Source organism: Salinispora goodfellowii (assembly GCF_059570675.1).
Genome location: NZ_JCANTD010000015.1, coordinates 50,344 through 71,274, shown reverse-complemented (window position 1 = coordinate 71,274; position 20,931 = coordinate 50,344). Strand labels below are relative to the sequence as shown.

Below are 20,931 nucleotides of genomic sequence, written 5' to 3'. Positions count from 1 at the left end.
GGCGTCGTGGGCTGATGATCTGTTTAATCTTCGGTCCGAGTTGGTCCACGATCAGGTGTGGCGTGCTCAGGCAGCGGGTGTGGATGCGCCGGTGATGGTGCTGCCGGTGGGTGATCCGGCCCTGCCGCTGGGCGAGCGTGCGGCGGAGCCTCGGGGGTTGTCGGAGGCGGCGCGGCGTCGTCGGGTGCTGGCTGATCAGGTGGCGGACGCTTTTGCGGATCAGCCGATGATCGATCCGTGGCACGTGGGGGCGGACGTGCTCACGCAACAGGTGTTGCCGGCGAGGTTGGGCGATGATCCGGCGATGCGGCAACCCTTAGTCGATGCTGCCGCTGTCGTGGAGCGGGGTGGGCCGGGTGTGCTGCGGGTCGTGTCCGGTGGCGGTGGGGTGGCGCTGCGGGTGCATGGGCCGTCGTGGTCGCTGGTGTTTCGGGTCAGTCCGGTCGTGAATGCGATCGTGGTGTTCCTGGACGCGACGTCTCGCTACGGCTGGCGGGTCGAGGACGACACGGAGTCTCGGGAGTTGATCCAAGAGGCGGTGACTCGTGTGGTGGCGGAGGCGGCGCGCTATGGGTGGGGTGGGGACAAGTACGCGCGGCCGGTGGCGCCGGTCGCCTGAGAGCTGTCGGGCCGCCTCGTGGTCGCGGTGAGCGTCTGACGGGACGGCCGGACCTGTGCCTAGCTGGGCGGTCGCTGCTGCGGGATCTGGCGGGCGATGAGCTGGCGGAGTTGCCGTACGGCGGTGGCGCGGCGCTTGGATGCGTTGCTCTGGGACAGATTCAGCTCTGCGGCGACCTGGCCGAGGGGTTCGCCGTCGAGGTAGGTACGTCGAAGGAGTTCGGCGCTGGCGGGGTCGATGCGATCGGCGGGTCGCATCTGGGCGGACTGCGCGACGAACTCTTGTAGGCGGGCGATGACGGCATCCATGCCTCGGGAGTCGGGTCCGTTGTGGTGCCTGGCGTGGTGAACGCTGATCTCCTGGTCGTCGCCCACGGGCACCTCTCGGGGTTGCTCCTCGCGAAGGCGTGTGATGCGGGCTTGGTGCTCGGCGGCGGTTTCGTCGTGGCGGCGGGTGAGTTGTTTGCGGCGGTGCTCGGTGCGTCCGCTGGCGTGGTCGTACGCGCCGCCGAGGAGCCGGGAGTAGACGTTGGGCCGGTCGATGTCCAGCCGCCAGCGTGTTTCGGCCGCGGTGGTCACGGTGGCTTGCATCCGGTCGAGGAAGGCGTAGAACAGCTCGTGTTGGGCGTTCGCGGCGCGTTCGGCGGAGGTTTCGCCGGGGGCGGAGAGTCGGGCGGCGCGGGTGAGGAGTCCAGGGGCGGCGACGCCGGGTGGGGTGGAGAAGGTGAGTTGGCCGGGCAGGGGGATGCCGTGGGGGTGCCTTGTGGGCACTCGGTGTTCGGGCACGGGTTCGTGTCCTCCCAACGTCGCCTCGGGCTGGGTGGGACACGCCGGGCCGCCTGTCGGCGGCGGTGAGCCGGGTCGACGCTGACCCCTGGTGTAGCCCCGGCGTGCTGCGGACACCGCCGGGAGTCGCACAAGCGTACGAGAGATCACGTCGGGGTGCCACGATGTTGTGCGGCCCCCGCTGCGAGCACTCGTCGTCGCTCGACTCCACAACCGACAGCCCGACCGACCCCCCGCCGGCCTGACCTTGATCTCTTTTGAGCGTACGCGCGGGCCAGAAAAAATCTTCGAGTAGCAAGCACAAAGTTGTCGATCTTGGAATATTCGGGCTCCTGGCGGTCCCCTTCAACAGGTAGAAGGATCCGTGCACGCGGCGCGGCGTTACCGGGAGGGAGGTGAAGGCCGGAGGAGCCGGGCCGTGCATGACGGGCGGTGCCGTCAATCCTGCTTGCGTCGTGTTCGCGCTGCTCAGCCTCGGTTATTCGGGGGCAAGCCGGCTTGCCGGCGCGGCAGCACCTCAAAGCCCGGCCATGGCTGGACCGGGCGGGTGTCGTCGGCGCTTTCGGTGCTGTGGCCTGCGGTTCCGGCCGATGTTAGCCGTAACAGTGAGAATCGGTCACGGCTCGGACGTGTCGGCTGGCGTCCTGGCGGCGATCGTGGTCCGGGCCTGCGGCCAACTCACCGCCAGGTGCGGTCGGGGTCTGCTCGTGCCGCCGTGCACTGCGGTCGGTATCCGGGGTGGCGTGTGTCCCGTGGTCGGGGTCCGGCGTGAGGGTCTGACGCCTGGTTGCTGGCTGCTGGTCTCCCCTCGGGTGCCGTGTGCGTCCTGTTTCTCTCTGGGGCGGGGCGGGGGACCGGCCGCCAGGCCGCAGCCCCCGACCCCGCCCACCGCTCCTTTCCCCTCTCCCTCTCGTCTGTCGCGGGATCGGCCATGCCGATCCCGCTTCTTGACCAAGTAGGGAAACTCGTACGCATCCCCGCCCGCCCCTCCGGGGTGTTGACCGGGCTCGCCTCACCCCTGGCGTCCTGGACGTGATCGCCGGTCGCCCGGTGCGCGGGGTCTACGCCGGTCCCCGTACTGCCGTCCGCTCGTGGCCGTCCGGCTGTGAGTCGTCCCGGCGTTCGCTCGCCCGAAGCGCGTCGCGCTGGGTCTGTCCGCCCGGCCTCTGGGTCGCCGGCTCGATCGCCTCGCCCCCGGCTCGGTCCCTTCTGCTCGTCGTTCTGGCTCTGGGCGGCGCTGTCACCGTCGTCTGTCCCTTGTGGAGGCTTGCCTTGCCGTGTCACACCTGCTGCGCCGTTGCCGAGCCTTTGCGGTCGCGCCTCTTGCCGTTGGTGCGGAGTCGCGGTCCGCCCCGGCTGTCGGGCTGCGTGCTGTCCCCGTCCCGACTACCGCACCACCTGTGAGCACCACCTGTAGAGCACTACCTCATCCAACCTTTGGAGTTTGTTGTGAGCAGCATTCCTGTTGATCTTTCTCGTCTGGTCGGCCTGCTGTGCGTGGCTGCACCGGAGCCCAAGACCGATCTCGACGGCGAGCAGCGCAAGGACCGTGACGGTAACCACCTGTGGGTGACCGGCATCGCGGTACGCCGTGCGGGCACGCGGAAGGCGTCGGTGATCGATGTGCAGACCTCGGCCCAGCCGGAGGGTGTGACGGAGGGCAGTCCGGTCGGGGTGACCGAGTTGGACGTGTCGCTGTGGGAGATCGAGGGTCGGCACGGCCTGTCCTACAAGGCGGCGTCGATCTACCCGAAGCGGCCCGGCAACAGCGGCGGATCGGCGTCGGCTGCGGTGCCGGGTCCTGCCGGTCGGGAGCGCGGCGGAAAGGCCACCGGCTCATGACCGCCGTTGGAGTGATGCTGCCGGCATCGGCCCTGCCGCCGACGCCTGCGCCGTCGCCGTCGCTGACCCCCGGGTTTCCTGGCTTCGTGCCGAGGTTTCCGGGGGTCACCCTCGATCGGCTTCAGTCGTGGCTACCGACCATCGTCACCGCCGTCGTGGTCCTGGTGGCCGTCGTCGTGGCCCTGGCCGTGGCGGCGCGATTGCTCCGCCGGCTGGCACCTCGGGTGCACTGGTACCTGTTCGGGTTCCCGGTGCTGCGGATACGGATGCGGTACTCCTGGCGGCACCTGTGCCTCAACGCGGGATTGACCGGCACCGACCGGCCGACCACCGGGCAACTCGGGCCACTGCTGGTGAAGGGCCAGCCGATCATGCCGGTCCTGCCGCTGCTGTGGCGCATCCGCCCCCGCTCGTTCGGGGCAACGGCGGTGATCCTGCTGCACCCGGGGCAGGTTCCGGAGCCGTTCGTGAACGCGGCGGAGGCGATGGCGCACGCCTGGGGTGTGCACGGGGTGCGGGTCGACGCGCGGCTACGCGGCCGGGTCCGGTTGACCATTCTCACCGCCGATCCCCTCACCTCTCAGCGGACGGAGCCGGCGACCTGGACGACCGGGCCGCTGAGAGGATCAGTGTTCCGTCGCTGCGCTTGCCGCGATCCGGAGACTGGCAAGCAGTACGGCCAATCCTGCCCGAAGCTCAATCAGCGGCGTCACGGCACCTGGGGTGTTCGTCAAGAGCTTCCGCCGAATGTCGAGGGCGAACGTCGCACCTTCCGCCGGTCCGGCTACACGTCGGCCACCCAAGCTCAGGCGGATCTGGATGCGGTCCGCGCGCTGCTGGCCCTGCCTGACGTCGATGATGAGGACGGCCAGCGGCGCACGGGCGATCTGTTGGAGCGCGTGGCCTCCAACAGAGAGCCGCTGCCGGATCTAGAGGAGACGCGTCGGAAGTTCCGTAGCGGCCAGTCCTTGACGGCGCGCATCATGGTCGGGGAATTCCTCGACACCTGGCTTGCCGGTCGCAAGATCCGCGCGAGCACGGTCAACCGATACGGGCGAGACATCCGCCTGCACCTTAAGCCGCGTATCGGGGAAATTCGTCTGGACCGGCTTCGCGTGTCGCACCTGTCGGAGATGTTCAACGCCATCGTTGAACGCAACATTGAGATCGAGGAAGCCAACGCGCTTCGACGTGCCGCTATCGAAGAACTCAAGGCGCTTCGGGGTCGTGAGCGTCGCCGTGCCGCGCGTGCCGCCATCGCTGAAATGCCGCCCTTTCGCCGCCCGGTTGGTCCGACGACTCGGCGACACATCAGAGCGACGCTGCGGGCTGCTCTGAACGATGCGATCACGCAAGAGCTGATTACCTTCAACCCGGCGGCCCATGTCGAACTCGATCCCGTAAACCGCCCCAAGGGACTCGTGTGGACTGACGAACGAGTCGCGCAGTGGCGGGCTACCGGCGAAAGGCCGTCGCCAGTCATGGTGTGGACAACTGAGCAGACGAGCGCCTTCCTCGACGGCATCGCGGATGACGAGCTGTACGCGCTGTTTCACCTCATCGCACTTCGTGGCCTGCGGCGCGGTGAGGCGTGCGGACTGCGGCCGGAAGACGTGGACCTCAAGGGCCAGGCGCTGACCGTCGCCACGCAGCTTGTTGACATCAACGGCGAGATCGAAGAGAACGCACCCAAGAGCGACGCGGGCAACCGCCTGGTGGCGCTCGACGGCGGAACCGTGAAGGTGATCAAGCGCCACAACAAGCGGCAGCGTCAGGCACGCGAGGAGGCCGGGGCGGCGTGGCTGAACAGTGGCCGTCTCTTCACGCGGCCCAACGGAGAGTGGGTAGAGCCGACGTGGCTGTCGGACTACTTCGACCGGCTCGTTAAGCGCTTGGGCCTCCCGCCGATCCGCCTGCACGACCTCCGCCACGGCGCGGCCACGATAGCGCTCAAGGCCGGAGCCGAGATGAAGGTGGTACAGGAGATGCTCGGACACTCCTCGTACGCGCTCACGGCGGACACGTACACGGCTGTCCTGCCCGAGCTGGCCATGGAGGCAGCCGAAGCTACTGCCCGCCTGATCTCCGGTCGGGGCGCCAAGCGCACTCCCGGGCTCACCTCGGGCTCACACGGGGGTGAGGCATCGAAAGGTGTCGCCAAGAAAGATCGCAAAAAGGGCAAGAAGCAGCAGGTCAAGCCCGCTGTGTGATGGTGCGCCCGGCAGGATTCGAACCTGCGGCCTTGGGATTAGAAGTCCCCTGCTCTATCCGCTGAGCTACGGGCGCGTGCCGCGGAATGGTGCCCGAGAAGGGTACCGCCGCGGGCTCGGTTGGCGGGGGAGCGGGTGGTGGTGACCATGTCCGGCGGCAATCAGGCCGGCGGTGCCGTCGACCTCGCCTCGGCGGCCTGGCGGGTCGTCGGTGGTGCCGCCTGCGCTGGCGGGCGTTGTCCGCTGTCGATACTCCCGGTGCCGAGGAACCCGTCGGCCCATCGTCCGACCTCCGTCAGGACTCTGTCGCGGACGGTGGGCGCGGAGAGCGTGAGGTCGTGCAGCCCACCGTCGACCCGGAGCAGGGTGACGTGCCGGCCGAGCCGGGGCGCCCAGCGCGCCATGTGCTCCACATCCAGTACCGAGTCAGCGCTGGCGGCTGCGTCCCGCCACTTCAGCCCCTTGAAGCTGCGCGTCGAGGCGGCCACGAGCATCGGTGCCGGGATGTTCAGCCCGGCGCGGAGCTGTTGCTGGCCCCGCCGGATCGCGGCCAGCCAGCCGGCCCGGATCGGGAAACCGCCGAGTGGCTTCCAGGCGAGGTTGTAGTTCCACTCGCCGCGGTGGTTGGCGTGCAGGCTCTCGCCGTACACGGTGCTGAGGCCGTTGGCGAGGGTGCGCTTGGGCGACCGGTGCGCCAGACGGGCGACGGCCGCCGCTGCGGGGCGCCGCAGCACCCAGGGGAGGTTCAGGTCGAAGAAGGGGCTGTTGAGGAAAAGCCCGTCAACCACACCGGCGTCCCGCCGGGCGTGCGCCCAGAGCGAGACGATCAGGCCGCCGGTGGAGTGGCCCATGCCGAGCATGGTGTCGTGCCCGTCATCCGATCTGATGATCTCTGCGGCGGCGTCCAACTCCGCGAAGTAGTCACCGAGGTCCAGGCAGAAGTTCGCCGTCTGGTGCGGGAGCAGGCTGCGACCGTACTTGCGCAGGTCCAGGGCGTAGAAGTCCCAGCCCTGGGCGGCGAAGTGGTCGGCGACGTGGGTCTGGAAGAAGTAGTCGACATACCCGTGCACGTAGAGCACCGCACGGTTGGTGGGTCGCTCGGCGCGGCGGCGCACCAGGGTCGCCACCACCGGCCCCTCGTCGTCGGTGCCCAGGTCGATTGTGTGCCGCTCGTAGGGCGGCCCCAGCACGTCCGGTTCCACGACTGCGACGGTACGCCGGCCAGCTACCGGATGGTAGCCCTCCTCCCGGCGTTGTGCGGGAGGAGGGCCGGGGTACGTCCGAGCTGATGGTGGCGGTGGTGGTGGTGGTGCGGACCGTCAGTCGTCGGGGTCCTGTGCTGCCCCGGGTGGCGGGGTGGTGTCGCGCAGGTGCTTGTTGTGCCGGGGTTCCTGTCGGGTCTTCGCGTCGTTGAGGCGGCGGCGCAGGTCGTCCCGGACGTCGTTGAGTGCCGCCTGCAGGTCCTCCTCCGCCGAGGTGGTGACGATCCTCTGCCGGCCGGCGATCCAGCACTCCAGGGTGACCTTCTGCCCCTTCGTCTCCCGGTTCTTGACCGACACCTCCAGCTCGGTGGCGTCGGCGTGGAAGCTGGCGAGCCGGGCATCGAGCATGTGGAAATGGTCGGCGATCCAGGCCCGGTCGCCCTGCGCGAAGCCGGCCCCCACCCGGAGGCACTCGTTGACGGTGGCCGGGTTGGTGACCCCGCTCATGACTGCGCCTGGCCGGTGCCGGTGGTGATCGTCATCATGATCACTGACCCCTTCATCCGGTTACGTTCTTCTTGGTCCAGGTATACCCAATTTCTTCCGTTCCGGAACATGGTCAATTCTGCTGCTTGCTCCACTGCTGTCCCAGGGCCAGAGGCCCCTAGCACACGGGCCTTTGAACAGGTTGTTGTCCACACCCAGCTCCGTTGTCCACAGCTCACCCCAGTGCGATGGCAGTGCCCGACGGGGCCGGACAGGCTCAGGCCGAGCACTTCGCGATGACAATCTGACCCGGGAGGGACGATGTTCGACACCCACGTCACGGTGATCGGCACCGCGGTGACCGCGCCCGAGTGGCGGCGCACCAACCAGAGTCAGACCCTGGTGGCCAACTTCAAGGTGGCCTCCACCGCGCGCCGCCTCGACCGCGAGAGCGGTCACTGGGTTGACGGCAACAGCCTTCGCCTCCGGGTCCACTGCTGGCGTCGGCTCGCCGAGGGGGTTGTGGCCTCGGTGATGGTCGGCGACCCGGTGATCGTCTCGGGGCGGCTCCACACCCGGGACTGGACCGACGATGCCGGCAGCCACCGGACCCACTACGAACTGGAGGCCGTCGCGGTCGGCCACGACCTGTCCCGTGGCCGGGGTCGGTTTCTGCGTAACCGACCGGCGGCCACGACCGGCGACACAACCGGAACCACGGCGGATCCCATGGCCGAGCCGCAGTTGCCCGGTGCGCAGACCGAGTTGACGTCGGCGGTCCCCGCCGACCGGCCGGCCGACGGGGAGTCGGAGCTGGCCGTGCGCCACGACCAGCCGATTGCTGTCGGCGCCGATGTGGATCCCTTGGACGATCCGATCGCTGAGGCGGACCGGGACGACGCTGGTTCTGGTCCGACCGACCGGTCTGCCCCCGCCGGGAGCCCGAGTGAGCCAGCGGAGCCGACCGACGGGACCAGCCCAGATGATGCGGCCAACCAGAGCGCCGAGCCGACACCCAGCGGTAACCGGGCTCGCCGGGGCCGCGGGCGGGTGCCCGTCTGAGGCCGTTCACCTCGGGCAGGTGCCGGCCCGCGAGGGTCCGGAGGGAGCGGCGTGACGGGGGCGGGGTGCCGGCCCCCGTTGGGCCGTCACCCCGCACGGCACACACCTCGGTGTGGGTCGCTGTCCGGCATCATGTGTGGCCAGCGCGAGCGGCGAGTGTGGCCGGCGGGAGCGGCGAGCCGGGGCCGGCGGGAGCGGCGAGCCGGGCGGGCGGGCCGGACGTGGGGCTCGGCTACGCTGACCGGCCGGAGGTGATGGCCGGTGCGGCAGGCGACGGTAGCGGGGCTCGTCGCGGGATACGCGGTGGACGCGCTGGTCGGCGACCCTCGTCGCTGGCACCCGGTGGCGGGGTTCGGCCGTGCGGCGAGCGCCCTGGAGCGGCGGATCTACCGGCCGGACCGGGCGGCCGGCGCGGCCTACACCGCGCTGGCGGTGGGAGTGCCGGTGGCGCTCGGTGTCGCGGCGACGGTCGCCACCCGAGGGCGCCCCTGTGCGCGGGGCGTAGTCGTGGCTGCCGGCACCTGGGCTGTGCTCGGCGGGCGCACGTTGCGCCGGGAGGCGGCGGTGCTCGGTGCGGCGCTTGCCGATGGTGACCTGCCGTCGGCCCGGCAACGTCTGGGACACCTCTGCGGGCGGGATCCGGCAACGCTGGACGAGCCGGAGCTGGCCCGCGCCGCCGTCGAGTCGGTGGCCGAGAACACCTCCGACGCCGTCGTCGCCCCGTTGCTCTGGGGCGCGGTCGCCGGCCTGCCCGGGCTGCTGGGCTACCGGGCGGCGAACACCCTCGACGCGATGGTTGGCCACCGCTCCTCCCGGTACGCGCGCTTCGGCACCCCCGCGGCCCGCCTCGATGACCTGCTCAACCTCGTTCCATCCCGGCTGACCGGACTGCTGACGGTCGCCGTGGCGCCGCTGGCCCAAGGGGACCGGGAGCGGGCCTGGCGGGTCTGGCGCCGGGACCGGAACGACCACCCCAGCCCCAACGCCGGGCAGTGCGAAGCGGCGGTCGCCGGGGCGCTCGGGGTCCGGCTCGGCGGGCGCAACGTCTACGCCCGCCGGGTCGAGGTGCGCCCGTTCCTCGGCGACGGCCCCCGTCCAGACGCAAGCCACCTTCCTCGGGTGGCCCGGATCTCCGCCGCCGTCGGGCTCGCCACGCTCGGGCTCGCCACGGCGTACCCGTTGACCGTGGGGCGTCTGCTCTCCGCCGTGGGCCGCCGGGCGATCAGCGGCGGGCAACGGGCCGTACGCGGGCGGCGGCGGTGAGCGGCGGACTGCTGGTCACCGGGACCACCTCGGACGCCGGCAAGAGCGTCCTCACCGCCGGGATCTGTCGCTGGCTGCACCGGCAGGGCGTGCGGGTGGCGCCGTTCAAGGCGCAGAACATGTCCAACAACTCGGCGGTCGTGGTCGGCCCGGACGGGCGCGGCGGTGAGATCGGCCGGGCGCAGGCGATGCAGGCGGCGGCCTGCGGCCTCACCCCCCAGCTGCGGTTCAACCCGGTGCTGCTCAAGCCGGGCAGCGACCGGAGCAGCCAGGTGGTGCTGCTCGGCGAGGCGGTCGACACCCTCACCGCCGGCTCGTTCCGGCAGCTTCGCCCCCGCCTCGCCGAAACCGCGTACGCGGCCCTAGCCGACCTGCGGGCCGCCTACGACGTGGTGATCTGTGAGGGGGCGGGTAGCCCGGCGGAGATCAACCTACGGGCCGGGGACTACGTCAACATGGGGCTGGCGCGGCACGCCGGCCTGCCCGCGATCGTGGTCGGGGACATCGACCGGGGCGGGGTGTTCGCCTCCATGTTCGGCACGGTGGCCCTGCTGGAGCAAGCCGACCAGGAGTTGGTCGCGGGGTTCGTCATCAACAAGTTCCGCGGCGACCCGGGCCTGTTGGCGCCGGGCCTGGACATGCTGCGCCAGGTCACCGGAAGGCCCACCTACGGGGTGCTGCCCTGGTCGCTTGACCTCTGGCTCGACGCGGAGGACTCGCTGGCGTACGGGCGGGTACTCGGCCGTCCGGCCGCGCCCCGCGGCCGCGACTGGCTGGACGTGGCCGTGGTCCGGCTGCCCCGGATCAGCAACGCCACCGACGTCGAGGCGCTCGCCACCGAGCCGGGTGTGCGGGTGCGCCTCACCGTCGAGCCCGCCGAGCTCGCCGCCGCCGACCTAGTCGTGCTGCCCGGCTCCAAGGCGACGGTGGCGGACCTGGCCTGGCTGCGCCAGACCGGCCTCGCGGATGCCGTGCTCGCCCACGCCGCCGCCGGGCGGCCCCTGCTCGGCATCTGCGGAGGTTTCCAGATGCTCGGCCGCCGCATCCACGATCGGGTGGAGAGCGGGCAGGGCAGCGTACCCGGCCTGGGGGTGCTACCGGTTGAGGTCACCTTCGACCCGGGCAAGACGGTCCGGCAGTCGGCCGGCACCGGGTGGGATGGCGTCCCGGTCCGCGGCTACGAGATCCACCACGGGTACGTCTCGGCCGCCGACCCCGACCTCACCCCGCTCTTCGCGTACGCCGACGGTACCGGTGAGGGCGCGGTCGCCGGGGCGGTGTACGGCACCCACTGGCATGGCGCGTTCGAGTCGGACGGGTTCCGTCGCCGCTTCCTGACCGAGGTGGCGCGGCAGGCGGGCCGCCCCGGGTTCCGGGCGGCCCCGGACACCTCCTTCGCCGCCGCCCGCGAACGTTCCCTGGACCTGCTCGGGGATCTGGTCGAGGAGCACCTGGACACCGCCGCACTGTGGCGGCTGATCGAAACCGGACCGCCGTCGGGCCTGCCGTTCATCCCGCCGGGCGCACCCGACGGGGACCCGGCCACCTGACCGGCAACCACCTGACCGGCAACCACCTGACCGGCAACCACCTGACGGTGACCCGCCGGACGGTGACCCGCCGGACGGTGACCCGCCGGACGGGAGCCGGCCGTCTGACGGGAGTTGGTCCCGGTGTCAGTCGCGGACGTCGGCGGGGCGGTCGGAGAGTGGGAGTCCCGCCTCCTGCCAGGCCTGTACCCCTCCGATGATGTCGGTGGCGTGACGTAGTCCCAGCGCGCGTAGGCCCGCCACCGCCAGGCTGGAGCTGTAACCTTCCCGGCACACCACCACGACCTCCCGGTCGTACCGGGTGGCCTCCGGGATCCGCCAGGTACTGGCCGGGTCCAGCCGCCACTCCAGCACCGCCCGTTCGATGACGATCGCACCGGGCAGCTCACCCTGCTCCGCCCGCTGCCGCTCGGTGCGGGTGTCGATCAGCAACGCCCCGGCGCGGATCGCCTCGACGGCCTGGTGCGGGGCCAGCCGGCGCACTCCGGCGCGGGCCTGCTCCAACAGGGCATCAACGCCTGGGCTCATCACGCTGTGGGACACCAGCCGATCATGCCGCCCGCGCCCGGCGACGCGCGGTCGAACGGCGTCGGCCAGCGGCACGACCGCCCGAACGGGCGACGGACCGAGGTGGCGCGGTTCCGCCGCCGGATACGGTCAGGCCGTGGCGGTAGCGGTGATGGAGTCGTATGCCCGGCTGGCAGAGCGGGTGTGTGCGGCGCCGGCGCGCTTGGGGAAGACCCGGCTGGTGGCGGTGGACGGACCCAGCGGCGCGGGCAAGAGCTGGTTCGCGGCACGGCTCGCCGATGCGCTCGCCGCCGGGCCGGGCCGGGCCCGCCCGGTGGTGATACACACCGACGACCTGCTCGACGGCTGGGCTGACCAGCTCACCTTCTGGTCCCGGCTGGAAGAGTCGGTGCTGGCGCCGGTGCGGGCGGGGCGGGCGGGGGAGTACCGGCGGTTCAGCTGGGTCCGGCGGTCGTTCCTGCCCCGCCCGGTGCCGGTGCCGGTGGCACCGGTCCTGCTGCTGGAGGGGGTGAGCGCGGCGCGTGCCGCGGTGGCGCCGGAGCTGAGCCTCGCCGTGTTCGTCACCGCCCCAGCACAGCTGCGGCTCACCCGGGCGGTGACCCGGGACGGCCCGGGTATTCTGCCGGAGCTGCGCCGCTGGCACACGGGTGAGCGGGCCCACTTCGTCGCCGACGGCACCTGCGGCCGGGCGGACTTGGTGGTGGACGGCGCGCCGGTGTTGCCCCACGACCGCGCCCGGTACTACCTGCGGCGAGGCCGGTCGGTAAGGCCGGCATACGATGCCGGTCATGACAACACCGATCATGTCCGAGTCTGACCTGCGGGCCGCGCTCGAGCGGGAACTGCCCGGCGTCCGGGCGGACCTCGAGCGCCTCGTCCGGATCCCGAGTATCGCGTTCGACGGCTTCGACCACACCCACGTGGAGCGTTCCGCGGCTGCGGTCGCGGAGCTGCTGCGGGACTGCGGCCTTGAGGTGCGGCTGGCCCGGTCTGGTGGGCAACCGGCCGTGATTGGGACGAAGGCGGCGCCACCCGGTGCCCCTACCGTGCTGCTCTACGCCCACCACGACGTGCAGCCGGTCGGTGACCGGTCGCTGTGGGAGTCGGACCCGTTCGAGCCGGTGGAGCGGGACGGCCGCCTCTATGGCCGTGGCGCCGCCGACGACAAGGCGGGCATCATGGCGCACATCGCGGCGCTGCGGGCATTCGGTGACTCGCTGCCGGTGGGCGTCGTGCTGTTCATCGAGGGCGAGGAGGAGTACGGCTCCGACTCGCTGGCCGGGCTGCTCGCCGAGTACCGGGACGAGCTCACCTCGGATGTCATCGTGATCGCCGACTCCACCAACTGGGACATTGGCGTGCCGGCGTTGACCACGTCGCTGCGCGGGGTCGTGAACTGCTTCGTCGAGGTTCGCACGCTGGAGCACGCCGTGCACAGCGGCATGTACGGCGGCCCGGTGCCGGACGGGCTGACGGCGCTGGCCCGGCTGCTCGCCACCTTGCACGACGACGCCGGGAACGTGGCCGTGGACGGGCTGGTCAGCCGCGGCGGCGCGGGGGTGGACTATCCGGAGGACCGCTTCCGCGCCGAGGCGGGGCTGGCGGAGGGTGTGCAGTTCATCGGCACCGATCAGATCACGGACCGGCTCTGGACCAAGCCGGCCCTGGCGGTACTCGGCCTCGACGCGCCGGCCACCGGGGAGGCGCCGAACGCCCTGGTCCCGGCCGCGAAGGCCAAGCTGAGCCTGCGGCTGGCGCCGGGTGATGACCCCAAGGGAGCGTACGCGGCGCTTCGTGCGCACCTGAGCAAGCATGCTCCGTGGGGTGCGCAGGTGTCGGTCACCCTGGAGCACGACGGCGAACCCTGCCGCATCGACGCCTCCGGCCCGATGTTCGACGCGGCTCGCTCCGCGTTCCGTACCGCCTGGGACGGCACCGATCCGGTGGACATCGGGGTCGGTGGTTCGATCCCGTTCATCGCCACGTTCCAGGAGATGTTCCCGCAGGCCGCGATCCTGGTGACCGGGGTGGAAGATCCGTACGCCCGGGCGCACGGCCCGAACGAGAGCCTGCACCTGGGGGAGTTCGCTCGGGTGTGCCTGGCCGAGGCGCTGTTGCTGCGCAACGTCGCCACCGCTGGGCGGGACTGAGCCCCAGCACGGTTGAGCCCGGCCGGTTGGCCTCAGCGTTGCGGAGCGGTCTGCGGACGGACGCGCTGGCGGTGGGTGGACACCTCCGTCGGCGCGTCCCAGCCGTCCCGAGTGTCAGAACCATAACGTCCGGTTCTGGCTGGGCGTTTCCGGCGTGTCGGTCACCGGGTTGAGATAGTCTTCGTACATGAGTACGAACGAGGTGATGGCCCGCCTGGAGGCCGCCGTCAGTGCTTTGGGAGACGTTGACGTCTCCGCGTGGTCCGATGAGTCACTCAAGGAGCGGCTCGGTCAGCTCTCTGTCGCGCTGGTCGCACTCGATTCGACGCTCGCCCGGGTCGCTGACGGGGTGCGCGCCCGGGGCCTGCGCATCGAGGAGCCCGTTTCGTTCTGATGCCCGCCCGCCGGCCCGCGCCGCCGGTGCGACGGCGCGGACGCGCACCGAGGCGGTCCCCGGCCGTGCCAGCTTCGCCCCCGATGATCAGGTCAAGGTTGCATCGGCGGTCCGGTCGGTGGGACGTTCGGTGGGACGTTCGCGCACCACGCCGGCCCGTCGTTGGGCCTCCCGCCGGGCGAAGTAGCCGAAGCCGAGCAGCGTCATCCCGGCGAAGATCCACCACTGTACGACGTACCCGTAGTTCTGCCAGCTGTTCGTGTAGCCGACCGGGACCGTCTGGAAGGTCGGGTCGGCGGCGGGGGCCTGCTGATCGAGCAGCACATACCCGCCGTAGATCGGGTACGGCAGCTCCCCGGCCAGCTTGGGCAGGCTGACGCGGCGGGTCTCCAGTTTGCCGTCGCGGCGGGTGACCGGGAGCGAACCGCCCTCACCGGCGCGGATTCGGCCGGTCACGGTGACCGGGCCGGCGGGGGTCGCGGGCACGGTCGGCTGGACGGTGGCGTCCCCGCCCGGTGCGGGCGGGATCCAGCCCCGGTTGACCAGCACGGCCGTGCCGTCGGTCAGCAACAGCGGGGTCAGTACCTCGAAGCCGACCGTACGGTCCAGTGAGCGCCCCCGGACCAGGATCACGTTCGCGGCGTCGTACCGTCCGGTGACGGTGACCTTCGTCCAGGTCCGCTCGGTGGTGGGGGCGGGCCCGACGGCGCCGGTCTCCCCGGTCGGGGCGGCTACCGCCTCGGCCAGCGGCACCGGGTCCATCCGCTGGCCGGCGTCGATCTGTTCGTTGATCGCGGTGCGATCGTGGTAACGGGCCAGTTGCCAGTCGGCGAGTAACACCATGATCACCGCCGCTATCAGGGTCAGCGCGAGCGCGCCCAGCCAGCGTGGCGTCAGCAGGAACCGGTACACGGCCATGAGGTTACCTGTAGGCGTGGCGGGTCGATCGGTGCGACCGCCGGTGGCCGCTACCCCCTGCCCAGGTAGGCGCCCAGGTCAGCCGACGATGGTGTCCGAGGGGGGTGTGAAGTCGCGGGTCGGTTTGTCCTCAAGCGCGTCGCGCAGGGTGTTCGCGACCGCATGGATGGGAATCTGCGACTGACCGTCACCGACGGCGTTGAAGGGGTTGTCCGGGTCGGAGATGAAGCTGGCCGCGGCCAGTTCGGGAGTGAAGCCGACGAACCAGGCCGACCGGGTGCTGTCGGTGGTACCGGTCTTGCCGGCCACCGGACGGCCCACGGTGCCGCGGACGCTGTCCGCTGTTGACCAGCCGCCGCAGCCGCCCCGGGCCGGGGAGTCGCCGGTGGGGCACCGCGCGGCGTCGGTGGCGGCCCGGGCGGCGTCGGCGCTGACCACCTGGCGACAGCGGGGCTTGGCGACCTCCCGTTCGATCCCGCCGGCCGTCCGGAAGATTGTCGGGGTGCCGTCCCGGTCGTAGATCGCCTGCACCGGGATCGCTTCGCAGTACCGGCCCTCGGCGGCGACGGCGCCGTAGGCGTTCGCCATCTCCAGCGGGGTGGCGTCGGAGACCCCCAGGGTGAAGGCACCCCAGGTTTTCGCGTTCGCCGGCGCGGCGTGGTGCCGGTCCACATCGGTGCGCCAGCGCAGCCCCAGCTGTTCGGCGAGGCGTACCGCCCGGTCCGCCCCGACCTGCTCCTCAAGCCAGACGAAGTACGTGTTGACCGATTTTCCGAAGCCGGACCACATGGTCTGCACACCGGACATGGCGCCGCTCGCGTTCGACGGGGCCCAGCCGTTGTAGACCTCCGACCGGTACCGGTACGGCGCGTTGAAGGTGGTGTTCAGGGTCATGCCCGAATCGAGGGCGGCGAGCAGCGGGAACATCTTGAAGGTTGATCCGGCCTGGTAGCCGGGGAGGTCACCGCCGCCGAGCAGGGGTGCGACCGTGTTCGGGTAGCTGGCCTTGACCTTCGGGCCGACCTCCGGGTTGGAGCTGAGCGGATTCCCGTCCAGGTTCAGGGAGTAGGTCCGGTTCACCGCCATGGCCTTGAGCCGGCCGGTGCCGGGTTCCGTGAGCACGATGCCGTTCGCGTACGGGCTGCCGGTTCTCCCCTTCGTGCCGACGTTCTTCTCCGCCGCCTCCTGAATCTTCGGGTCCACGCTGAGCACGATCCGGTACCCGCCCCGACGCAGCTTGTCCATCCGTTCCAGGCGGTTCTCGCCGAACGCTGGCTGCGCACTCCACCAGTTCTTCACGTAGTCGCAGATGAATCCCCAGCTGTTCCACTCCTGGGGCACCGACGCGCAGTCGTTGGACGGGTAGCTCAGGGTCAGCTCGATCGGTTCGGACCTGGCGCTGGCGGCGGCGTCCGGTGAGAGGTATCCGAGGTCGGTCATCCGGTCCAGGATGTAGTTGCGACGGGCGGTCGCCTCCTTCTGGTCGGAACTGGCCGGGTCGAACCGGGATGGCGACTTGACCAGTCCGGCGAGGGTGGCGGCCTCGATCACGGAGAGGTCCTTCGGGGTCTTGGAGAAGTAGATCTCGCTGGCGGCGTAGATGCCGTAGGCGCGATGCCCGAAGTATGCGGAGTTGAGGTATCGCTCCAGGATCTGCTCCTTGGCCAGCTCCTTCTCCAGTTCCATGGCCAGCCGCATCTCCCGGATCTTGCGTAGGCTGGTCTGCTGGGTCGCCTCCTGTACCTCCTTCGGGGTCGTGGCGCTGTCCCGCAGGGCCATCCGGACGTACTGCATGGTGATGGTGGAGGCGCCCTGGGAGATGCCGTTGGAGCGGGCGTTGGCCACGAAGGCGCGGGCGATGCCCTTCGGGTCGACGCCGGTGTGCTGGTAGAAGCGGGCGTCCTCAGCAGCGATGATGGCTTGCTGGATGTTCGGTGACATGTCGGCGAGCTTTGTGTACTGCCGGTACTCCTCGTAGAACATCGTCAGGACGGTCTTGCCGTCCGGCGCGTACAGGTACGAGGTCTCGGCCGGCAGGGCGGTTTTGAGGATCTTGGTTTTGTGTTCCATCGCGTGCGCCGTCACCTTGGCGCCGATGCCGGCTGCGGCGGCGATCGGGTAGGCCAGGGCGGCGATGACGATGCCGGCGATGAGCCCGGCGCGGAGAAGTGGGACGAGACGACCGGCGGCAGCAAGGGGACGGTTGCTCACAGGGCCAAGTTATGACATTTCCGATTCGTGCTAGAGAAATATTCATTAATCCGTCGTTCGTGATGCGGCCCACGTCGCGATGCGCTGTGCCACGCGCCCCCTTCCCGGCAGGATCGCGGTCATGCGTACGCAGTCGAGCGGGGGAGCGGCCGCGCTGCCGGACAACCTGCCGGATGCCCCGGTGGACAACCCACCGGAGGTACCGGCGGCACCGGAGCTCGACCTTGGCCACCATGGAGATGTCGAGGCCGTACCCGGTCTGGTCGACCTCGCGGTGAACGTGCGCCAGGCGTCGATGCCGGACTGGCTGGCCGACCCGATCACCGCTGCCCTCGGTGACCTGGCCCGATATCCGGACCCGGCTGCGGCGCGGGCCGCCGTCGCCGCGCGGCACGGTCGAGAACCGGCGCAGGTGCTGCTCACCGCCGGGGCGGCCGAGGGATTCGTGCTGATCGCCCAGGCGCTGCGCGGGATCCGCCGCCCGGTGGTGGTGCACCCGCAGTTCACCGAGCCGGAGGCGGCGCTGCGTGCGGCCGGACACCGGGTCGAGCGGGTGCTGCTCGACCCCGGCGACGGATTCCGGCTCGACCCCGCCCAGGTTCCGGCCGATGCCGACCTGGTCCTGATCGGCAACCCCACGAACCCGACCTCGGTGCTGCATCCGGCCGCCGACCTGGCCGCGCTCGCCCGGCCGGGCCGGGTGCTCGTGGTGGACGAGGCGTTCGCCGACACCACCCTCGCGCCCGGAGTGGCCGGCGAGCCGGAGTCGCTTGCTGCCCGGTCCGATCTGCCCGGCCTGCTGGTGGTGCGGAGCCTCACCAAGACGTGGGGGCTGGCCGGGCTGCGCGTCGGCTACCTACTCGGTGCAGCGGAACTGCTGGACCGCCTGGCCGCCGTGCAGCCGCTGTGGCCGGTCTCCACCCCGGCCCTCGCGGCCGCGACAGCCTGCGCCGGCCCCGAAGCGGTGCGAGCTGAACGCCAGATCGCCGCCGACCTCGCCGCCGATCGCGACCACCTCCTCGCCCGGCTGGCGCCCCTACCCGGGGTACGCGTCGTCGGCCGGCCGGCGGGCGCCTTCGTCCTCGTCCACCACCCGGGCGCCGACGCGGTACGTCGTGCCCTGCGGGAGCGAGGCTGGGCAGTACGCCGCGGCGACACCTTCCCCGGGCTGGGCCCGGACTGGCTGCGGATCGCGGTCCGCGATCCGGCGACAACCGATGCGTTTACCACCGTGCTGGCCGAGATTCTGGAGGGATGATGCTGGAGACGACGAGGGCGGCGATCGGACCGCTGGACGAACAGGCGATGGCTGCCGCCGCGGACCTGCAGCGCCGGCTGACCAAACCCGCGGGCTCCCTCGGGGCGCTGGAAGATCTCTCCATTCGGCTCGCCGGCCTGGCCGGCACCTGCCCGCCGCCGCTGCCCGAGCCGGCCGCGGTGGCGATCTTCGCCGGAGACCACGGGGTGCACGCCCAGGGTGTGACGCCCTGGCCACAGGAGGTCACCGGGCAGATGATCGGCAACTTCCTCGCCGGCGGGGCGGTGGTCAACGCGTTCGCCCGGCAGGCCGGCGCCGCGGTCACCGTCGTGGACGTCGGGGTCGCCACGCCGCCAACGCCGGTTGCGGCCGTACCGTCCGGGTCGGGCCAAGCCGGCGGCACCGGACCCCGGCTGGTTGAGGCGAACGTCCGGCGCGGTACCCGGGATCTGGCCGTCACCGCCGCCCTCACCCGGGAGGAGGCCCGGGCCGCGGTGGAAACGGGCATCCGGGTCGCCGGCGAACTCATCGATGCCGGCGCCGCCATCCTGCTCACCGGGGATATGGGTATCGGCAACACCACGCCGGCCGCCGCGCTGATCGCGGTCTTCGCCGAGGCGGACCCCGCCACGGTGACCGGTCGGGGCACCGGAGTGGACGATCCGACGCACCAGCGCAAGATCGAGGTGGTCCGGGCGGCGCTGCGCCGGCATCAGCCGGACCCGACGGACCCGCTGGGTGTGCTGGCCGCGGTGGGTGGCCTGGAACACGCGGCCCTGGCCGGGCTGATGCTGGGCGCTGCCGCCCGACGGGTGCCGGTGCTGCTCGACGGAGTCATCGCCGACTCGGCCGCGCTGGCCGCCGCAGCCTTCACCCCGGCTGCCACCGGCGCGATGGTGGCCGGCCACCGCTCGGTCGAGCCGGGAGCCGCGGTGGCGCTGCGCCGGCTGGGGCTGACCCCCCTGGTCGACCTCGGGCTGCGCCTCGGCGAGGGCACCGGGGCGCTGCTGGCCCTACCGGTGGTTACGGGCGCCGTCCGCGTGCTGCACGAGGTCGCCACCTTCGACTCGGCGGGGGTGGCGCAGAAATGAGTGCACTGCCCGTCCGACCAGCCGGGACGGCGGCGTGAGCGGCAGTCCGTACCCGCTCGGTCTGCGGCTGGCCGGCCGGCGGGTGGTCGTGGTCGGTGGCGGAGTGGTGGCCACCCGCCGGGTGCCGGCGTTGCTCGACGCGGGCGCAGACGTCCTCCTGGTCGCTCCGGAGCTGACCCCGGCGCTGCGCGCCCACGCCGACGCCGGGCGGCTGCGCTGGCAGCGGCGGCGGTTCGCCGCGGACGACCTCGACGGCGCCTGGCTGGTGCAGGTCGCGGTGGATGACCCGACCGCCGCCGCCGCGATCAGCGCGGTGGCCGACGAGCGGCGGATCTTCTGTGTTCGGGCCGATGATCGCGCCGCCGCCACCGCGTGGACGCCGGCGGTGACCCGGCAGGGCCCGGTGACGGTGGCGGTTCTCGGCGGTGGTGACCCCCGCCGGGCGATGGCCGTCCGGGACGCCGTCCGGGATCTGCTCGCCGCCGGGCCGGGCCGGCTGGCCCCGCCGCCGGCCGCTGTCGGCGCCGGCGGTGCTCCGGGGCCGGTGCGCGTCGATCGCTGGCAGGCTTCGCCGCACCCAACCGGCCGCGGTGGACAGGTCGCCCTGGTCGGAGCGGGCCCGGGTGACCCGGAGTTGATCACCGTCAAGGGGCGGCGGCTCCTCGCCGAGGCGGAGGTGGTGGTCACCGACCGGCTCGTGCCCGGGCTGCTCCTGGACGAGTTGGGCCCCGAGGTCGAGCTGGTGGACGCCGCCAAGATCCCCTACGGCCCGGCCCGCACCCAGGAGGAGATCAACCGGATCCTGGTGGACCGGGCCCGGGCCGGCAGGGCCGTGGTCCGGCTCAAGGGGGGCGACCCGTACGTCTTCGGTCGCGGCGGCGAGGAGCTGCTGGCCTGCGCCGGTGCGGGCGTACCGGTGACGGTGGTACCCGGAGTGACCAGCGCCATCGCCGCCGCGGCCGGTGCCGGTGTCCCGGTGACCCACCGGGCGGTCGCGCACGAGTTCACCGTGGTCTCCGGGCACCTTCCGCCGGACTCGCCCGACTCCATGGTGCGGTGGGAGCACCTTGCCGGGCTGCGCGGCACGTTGGTGATTCTGATGGGACTGAAGAATCTGGCGGCGATATCCGCGACGCTGGTCGCCTACGGTCGCGCGGCCCAGACCCCGGCTGTGGTCGTGCAGGAGGGCACGACCGGCGCCCAGCGTACGATCCGCTCAACGTTGGGCGTGGTGGCGGCCGACGTGGCTGCGGCGGGCCTCCGCCCCCCGGCGGTCGTGGTCGTCGGCGACGTGGTCGGGACCCTGGACTTCTGAGCGCGGCCGACGCTCGCACCACGGGCAGAGTCGCCCCGACAGCCGGC

The 20,931-nt window shown here is 71.6% G+C and carries 18 protein-coding genes and 1 tRNA gene; 12 read left to right on the top strand and 7 right to left on the bottom strand.

Annotated features, from left to right (window positions below; all coding sequences use genetic code 11):
- Positions 1 to 79: 79 nt before the first annotated feature.
- The gene (locus T398_RS15735; RefSeq protein ID WP_496447751.1) at positions 80 to 619 is read left to right on the top strand and encodes a hypothetical protein; all 540 of its coding nucleotides are present in this window, start codon (positions 80 to 82) and stop codon (positions 617 to 619) included.
- A 59-nt stretch (positions 620 to 678) separates the two neighbouring features.
- Here T398_RS15735 and T398_RS15730 read toward each other — a convergent pair whose 3' ends face one another.
- Positions 679 to 1,404, bottom strand: coding sequence for a sigma factor-like helix-turn-helix DNA-binding protein (locus tag T398_RS15730; RefSeq protein ID WP_496447749.1), 726 nt, complete (start codon positions 1,402 to 1,404; stop codon positions 679 to 681).
- A 1,449-nt stretch (positions 1,405 to 2,853) separates the two neighbouring features.
- Here T398_RS15730 and T398_RS15725 point away from each other — a divergent pair.
- Positions 2,854 to 3,246, top strand: coding sequence for a hypothetical protein (locus T398_RS15725; RefSeq protein WP_496447747.1), 393 nt, complete (start codon positions 2,854 to 2,856; stop codon positions 3,244 to 3,246).
- Positions 3,243 to 5,456: a tyrosine-type recombinase/integrase gene (locus tag T398_RS15720; RefSeq protein WP_496447745.1), complete on the top strand. Its 2,214-nt coding sequence runs from the start codon at positions 3,243 to 3,245 to the stop codon at positions 5,454 to 5,456. The genes T398_RS15725 and T398_RS15720 overlap by 4 nt, the downstream gene beginning before the upstream one ends.
- On the opposite strand, the gene T398_RS15715 is transcribed toward T398_RS15720, so the two are convergent.
- The 3 genes from T398_RS15715 to T398_RS15705 all read right to left on the bottom strand — a co-directional run bounded on the left by T398_RS15715 (position 5,457) and on the right by T398_RS15705 (position 7,165).
- A tRNA-Arg gene (locus T398_RS15715) sits at positions 5,457 to 5,532 on the bottom strand.
- Between the two features lie 85 nt (positions 5,533 to 5,617).
- Positions 5,618 to 6,658 carry an alpha/beta hydrolase gene (locus T398_RS15710; protein WP_496447744.1) on the bottom strand — a complete coding sequence of 347 codons (1,041 nt, stop codon included), beginning with the start codon at positions 6,656 to 6,658 and terminating at the stop codon, positions 5,618 to 5,620.
- A 117-nt stretch (positions 6,659 to 6,775) separates the two neighbouring features.
- Positions 6,776 to 7,165: an HPF/RaiA family ribosome-associated protein gene (locus T398_RS15705; protein ID WP_496447743.1), complete on the bottom strand. Its 390-nt coding sequence runs from the start codon at positions 7,163 to 7,165 to the stop codon at positions 6,776 to 6,778.
- Between the two features lie 300 nt (positions 7,166 to 7,465).
- Between T398_RS15705 and T398_RS15700 the strand changes: the two genes are divergently transcribed.
- From T398_RS15700 to T398_RS15690, 3 genes are all read left to right on the top strand, one after another.
- The gene (locus T398_RS15700) at positions 7,466 to 8,206 is read left to right on the top strand and encodes a single-stranded DNA-binding protein (RefSeq protein WP_496447742.1); all 741 of its coding nucleotides are present in this window, start codon (positions 7,466 to 7,468) and stop codon (positions 8,204 to 8,206) included.
- A gap of 261 nt (positions 8,207 to 8,467) precedes the next feature.
- On the top strand, positions 8,468 to 9,469 hold the full coding sequence (locus T398_RS15695; RefSeq protein WP_496447740.1) for a cobalamin biosynthesis protein: 1,002 nt from the start codon (positions 8,468 to 8,470) through the stop codon (positions 9,467 to 9,469).
- Positions 9,466 to 11,019: a cobyric acid synthase gene (locus T398_RS15690; RefSeq protein ID WP_496447739.1), complete on the top strand. Its 1,554-nt coding sequence runs from the start codon at positions 9,466 to 9,468 to the stop codon at positions 11,017 to 11,019. Before T398_RS15695 ends, T398_RS15690 begins: the two co-directional genes overlap by 4 nt.
- 126 nt (positions 11,020 to 11,145) lie before the next feature.
- Here T398_RS15690 and T398_RS15685 read toward each other — a convergent pair whose 3' ends face one another.
- Positions 11,146 to 11,622, bottom strand: coding sequence for a rhodanese-like domain-containing protein (locus T398_RS15685; RefSeq protein ID WP_496447738.1), 477 nt, complete (start codon positions 11,620 to 11,622; stop codon positions 11,146 to 11,148).
- Between the two features lie 61 nt (positions 11,623 to 11,683).
- Here T398_RS15685 and T398_RS15680 point away from each other — a divergent pair, with 61 nt between their 5' ends.
- From T398_RS15680 to T398_RS15670, 3 genes are all read left to right on the top strand, one after another.
- A complete protein-coding gene (locus tag T398_RS15680) occupies positions 11,684 to 12,364 on the top strand; it encodes a uridine kinase family protein (protein ID WP_496447736.1) in 681 nt (226 codons plus the stop codon).
- A complete protein-coding gene (locus T398_RS15675) occupies positions 12,351 to 13,697 on the top strand; it encodes a dipeptidase (protein WP_496447835.1) in 1,347 nt (448 codons plus the stop codon). The genes T398_RS15680 and T398_RS15675 overlap by 14 nt, the downstream gene beginning before the upstream one ends.
- A 187-nt stretch (positions 13,698 to 13,884) precedes the next feature.
- Positions 13,885 to 14,091 (top strand): hypothetical protein, encoded by a 207-nt coding sequence (locus T398_RS15670; protein WP_018216694.1) that lies wholly within the window; start codon positions 13,885 to 13,887, stop codon positions 14,089 to 14,091.
- Between the two features lie 87 nt (positions 14,092 to 14,178).
- Here the strand turns inward: T398_RS15670 and T398_RS15665 are convergent, their stop codons facing one another.
- A complete protein-coding gene (locus T398_RS15665; RefSeq protein ID WP_496447735.1) occupies positions 14,179 to 15,009 on the bottom strand; it encodes an SURF1 family cytochrome oxidase biogenesis protein in 831 nt (276 codons plus the stop codon).
- A gap of 78 nt (positions 15,010 to 15,087) precedes the next feature.
- Complete coding sequence (locus tag T398_RS15660; protein ID WP_496447733.1) at positions 15,088 to 17,220, bottom strand: transglycosylase domain-containing protein; 2,133 nt, start codon at positions 17,218 to 17,220, stop codon at positions 15,088 to 15,090.
- Positions 17,221 to 17,341: 121 nt separating this feature from the next.
- Between T398_RS15660 and cobC the strand changes: the two genes are divergently transcribed.
- From cobC to cobA, 3 genes are read left to right on the top strand one after another with little or no spacing between them, the layout of a single operon-like run.
- The gene (cobC, locus tag T398_RS15655; protein ID WP_496447731.1) at positions 17,342 to 18,478 is read left to right on the top strand and encodes an Rv2231c family histidinol phosphate aminotransferase CobC; all 1,137 of its coding nucleotides are present in this window, start codon (positions 17,342 to 17,344) and stop codon (positions 18,476 to 18,478) included.
- The gene (gene cobT, locus T398_RS15650; protein ID WP_496447834.1) at positions 18,478 to 19,569 is read left to right on the top strand and encodes a nicotinate-nucleotide--dimethylbenzimidazole phosphoribosyltransferase; all 1,092 of its coding nucleotides are present in this window, start codon (positions 18,478 to 18,480) and stop codon (positions 19,567 to 19,569) included. The genes cobC and cobT overlap by 1 nt, the downstream gene beginning before the upstream one ends.
- Before the next feature lie 34 nt (positions 19,570 to 19,603).
- Positions 19,604 to 20,884 carry a uroporphyrinogen-III C-methyltransferase gene (cobA, locus tag T398_RS15645; protein ID WP_496447729.1) on the top strand — a complete coding sequence of 427 codons (1,281 nt, stop codon included), beginning with the start codon at positions 19,604 to 19,606 and terminating at the stop codon, positions 20,882 to 20,884.
- Positions 20,885 to 20,931: the final 47 nt, after the last annotated feature.